Source organism: Thiohalocapsa sp., from assembly GCF_019695415.1.
Taxonomy (GTDB): domain Bacteria; phylum Pseudomonadota; class Gammaproteobacteria; order Chromatiales; family Chromatiaceae; genus Thiohalocapsa.
On the sequence record NZ_JAIFKJ010000153.1, the window covers coordinates 1 to 3797 of the forward strand.

Genomic DNA, 3797 nt, shown 5'->3' on the forward strand with positions numbered 1-3797 from the left:
CACGGAAGTCCCGCGCGCCCAGCGCCGACCGAGGCCCAAGCCGCTAGTCGAGTACTCCCGCACCTATGGCGATCGAGATGAGGCGATTGTTAACGCCGACGTCATTTTGCACCCAAACAGCCGATGTGAAAGTGTTGGCGGCAAACAAGCGCGCCGCCGCCCCCTTTGGAGCGGCGGTGCGCGGCGCTCAGGACTCGGTGCGGTCCTGCATGCGGTAGCTCTGTCCCTCGATGAGCACGGTCTCGGCGTGATGCAGGAGGCGGTCGAGCAGTGCCGAGGTGAGGGTGGCATCGTTGTTGAAGATCTCCGCCCAGTGCTTGTAGGCGCGGTTGGAGGTCACGATGATGCTGCCCTGCTCGTAACGTTGGCTGATGATCTGAAAGAGCAGATCGGCGCCGGTCTTGTCGATGGGCAGGTACCCCAGCTCGTCCAGGATAAGCAGTGCCGGCTTTCGGTAACTGTCCAGCGCCTGTTTCAGGCGCTTGGCGCGTTGTGCTGCGGCCAGTGCGTTGATCACCTCCACGGCGGTGGTGAAGCGCACGCTCAGTCCCTGCATGCAGGCGGCGTAGCCGAGCGCGGTAGCTAGATGCGTCTTGCCCAGTCCGACGTTGCCGAGGAAGATCACGTTGCCCTTGTCGGCAAGGAACTGCAGCCGGAACAGATGCTGCACCTGCATGCGGTTGATCGTCTTCGGCCAAGTCCATTGGAACTGCTCCAGGGTCTTGATCACCGGGAAGCGAGCCTGGTTGATGCGCCGCTGCACACTGCGCTCGCGGCGCAGCGCCGCCTCGCCGGCGGCCAGACGCGCCAGAAAGGCGACGTGATCCCAATGCTCCTCTGCCGCCTGCTTGGCCAATGCTGCATGCTCTTCGAGCATGAAGGGCAACTTCAGATAGGCCAGCTGCTCGGCCAGCGACTCCGGGGCGGGAGTTGTGGATATGCTCATCGGTCCTCCTGCTCGCCATCGTGCGTTGCCTGATACAGGGCCAGATCCGGCTGCGGCATCTCCAGCTCCAGCAGGTCCTGGCGGCGAGTCAGCTGCAAGGCGGCGGGCTCGGGGCGCAGGCGTGCGCGGCTCTCCAGCAGGTTGGCGATGTACTCACAGCTGAACGCCTGATACGCGAAGGCATCGGCCATGGCGCGCGCGGTGGCCTCGGCGCCGTAGACCTCGCTCAGTGCCACGATCTTCTGCACATGGTGCTCGACATTGAGCCTGCGCTCGGCGAGTGCGCGGTAATACGCCTCGGCCTGCGGGGAGAGGGCGAGGAAGCGCCCGAGCAGCTTCTGTGCCCGCGCCCCGCGGCGCTGTTCGAGCAACGCCTTGGGATGGTCCGGCAACTCGAAATCGCGGTGCCGATCCCAGCAGCGCGGATGACGCGCAATCAGCGTTTGGTCGTCATACACGCACAGCCGATCCGGATACACCTTCAATGTCAGCAAGCGTCCGGCATACTCGGCCGGCACTGAATAGCGGTTGGTGTCCCAGCGCACGCGAAAGGTCGGTGAAGCACGCACGGTGGTGACGTGGGCCACATCGTAAGGCTGCACCGGCCCGGCCTGGAGTGCCGAGCGCTCCTCGGCAAAGCGGTCCACCGGGCGTTGGCGCGTCTCGCCGTGCACGCGCACGTTGGCGATGGTGTCCATCCACACCCGCGCGGCCGGATTCACGGCGCTGAAGTCGGCGATGTCCAGGCCGTTGAGGAAGTTCTTCTTCACATAGCCCACCCCCGACTCGACGCGCCCCTTCTCGTTGCCCTTGCCCTTGTTGCAGGCGACGATGCGAAAGCCCCAGTGGCGGGCGAAGTCCAGATAGCGCGGATTGAACACCGGCGCCTCACCGGTGATGCGCCTGAGCACCGCGGACTTCAGATTGTCCACCATCACCTTCTCCGGCACCCGGTTGCCGAAGTACGCAAACGCGTTCTGATGGCAGGCGAGGAACTGCTCCATCGTCTGGCTCAGCGTGAATTCGACATACAGCAGGCGGCTGTAGCAGAGCACCATCACGAACAGCGACAAGCGCCGGCGCGTCTCGCCCACGGCCACCGCCTCCCAAGACCCCCAATCGACCTGCGCGCACTCGCCCGGCGCGAACGCCAAAGTCAGAAACGCCGGAGCCCGCGGCGGGCGCACCTGGCGGACATAGTCCTTCACGATGCTGATCCCGCCCGTGTACTGCTCCTCCTCGCGCAGGCGCTGGAACACCTGCTGGGCGCTGTAACGGTGCGCCTCCAACCAGCGGCGGATGGTCGCCTTGTGCGGATCGAGCTTACTTGCCCGCGCCCTGGCGCGGCGCGGGCGAAAGCGTGGCTCGGCCAGCCAAGCAGCTACCGTGCGCGGGTCCAGGTCCAAAGTCTCGGCGATCTGCGCCGCGTTCAGCCCGCGTTGCGTGTGGTGATCGTGGATGGCGCAATAGGTCTGATAGTCGATCATCGTCCCGCCTCCTGCGCCTGCTGGAGAATCGCACGCAGCGAGCGCAGCCCGCCGAGTGCGCGTTCGCGCGACACGGGCTGCGGCGGCGGCTCGCCAAGCGCCGGCGACGTCGGCACCGTATCCAGCGACAGCACCTGATACAGCGGCGCCCGGAACGCGATCAGATTGGCCCGTACCAGCCCGGCACGTGCCTGCTGCACCTGAGCCTCCGACCAGCCGAGCAACCTCGCGATCGAGCCCTCGCCGTAGAAGCTCAAGCCATCGGCATCGGCCACCGTGACCAAAAACAGGTACAGCGCCAAGCCCTCGCTCGTGCAGCGCCCGATGTGGCGCTCACGCACCAGGCGCTGATCGATCCAACTGAACTGGCGTGGCACCTGACGGCGCCGGGACGGACTCAACAGGGTTTTCTGCATCGCATGTTCCTCCAACAGGGGGCGGCGTCCCGGCACTGAGAATGTCCTGCCCCAATTGTTGGAAGCGCCGTGCGCAGCGCGCGATGTCGTCTTGTAACGCCGATCCGGTTAAGTTCGCGATAAGCCCAATCAAAACAACCGATTGCGCACCGCAGAGATCTTGTAACGCAGCGCGCTCCAAGTTACCGGATTCCGCTGTCTTATCAGTCACTTGCTCGCCGCAGACATCTTGTAACGCAGGCTGGCCTTGCGTCTTGCCCCGGCGCCCACGGCGCGCATAGCCGGGATGCTCTGCCCGCCAGGCGCGGACCCGCTCCACGTTCGCCGCACCACGGAAGTACTCCCGGTTGGCCGGCTTCGACAGCCAACGCCGCTGACTGGTCGCCTTGCTCGCGCGTCGACAATCCGGCTTGCCGCAGTAGCGCTGGTGGTGCGCATTGCGCGGATCAGGATGGAACAATTCGCCGCAGTGCAAGCACTTGCGCCGTCTTCGACGTGTCATTCAGGCAACCCTCCGGATACAACCGAAGCATCGCTGACAACGCTCGTCGGCACCGACACCGGCACGCGCAGAAGAAGACGGGGAAGAAGCCGCGGACGCGGAAGAAGAGGAGATAGAGAAGGGCGGAGAAGAAGATGGCCGAGGCCGACCTCCGCACGTTCACTCCGGCTGAATGACTACGTCTTCAGGTTGGCGCTGACATGGCCCGATGCGTCGTTTCGTCATTGCCGAATCCGAGGCGGATTTCACCTCCCACGCCGGACTCGGACTCATTGGCCAGGCGCTGGAGCGCCATACCGATCTGGCACAGGCTGCGGCGGCGGTGGCGCCGTTGCGCAGCGATGCGATGCCGCATCGGGATCTGTTGGCGTGCTACGTCGCCTTGCTGTGTCGATACTCTCCCGCGAGCCGTGCCTGGCACGGTTTGGGGGCGCGGTATCGGGGTG

General features: G+C 65.2%; 4 protein-coding genes. 1 reads left to right on the forward strand and 3 read right to left on the reverse strand.

The features are described from left to right. Positions 1-187: 187 nt before the first annotated feature. The 3 genes from istB to I6U14_RS04020 are packed head-to-tail and all read right to left on the reverse strand — an operon-like array spanning position 188 to position 2849. Positions 188-946, reverse strand: a complete 759-nt coding sequence (gene istB / locus I6U14_RS04010) for an IS21-like element helper ATPase IstB (protein ID WP_296897055.1) — start codon at positions 944-946, stop codon at positions 188-190. After that, entirely contained in the window at positions 943-2433 is a 1491-nt protein-coding gene (istA, locus tag I6U14_RS04015; RefSeq protein WP_296897056.1) for an IS21 family transposase, read from the reverse strand. Before istA ends, istB begins: the two co-directional genes overlap by 4 nt. Beyond that, on the reverse strand, positions 2430-2849 hold the full coding sequence (locus tag I6U14_RS04020) for a hypothetical protein (protein WP_296897057.1): 420 nt from the start codon (positions 2847-2849) through the stop codon (positions 2430-2432). Before I6U14_RS04020 ends, istA begins: the two co-directional genes overlap by 4 nt. Positions 2850-3559: 710 nt before the next feature. Between I6U14_RS04020 and I6U14_RS04025 the strand changes: the two genes are divergently transcribed. Then, positions 3560-3797: hypothetical protein (locus tag I6U14_RS04025; protein ID WP_296897058.1), on the forward strand; the 238-nt coding region annotated here is incomplete at its 3' end.

Coding starts and splice junctions, on each gene's coding strand:
- istA (WP_296897056.1), bottom strand. CDS start 2,433: ATGATCGACTATCAGACCTATTGCGCCATCCACGATCACCACACGCAA.
- I6U14_RS04020 (WP_296897057.1), bottom strand. CDS start 2,849: ATGCAGAAAACCCTGTTGAGTCCGTCCCGGCGCCGTCAGGTGCCACGC.
- istB (WP_296897055.1), bottom strand. CDS start 946: ATGAGCATATCCACAACTCCCGCCCCGGAGTCGCTGGCCGAGCAGCTG.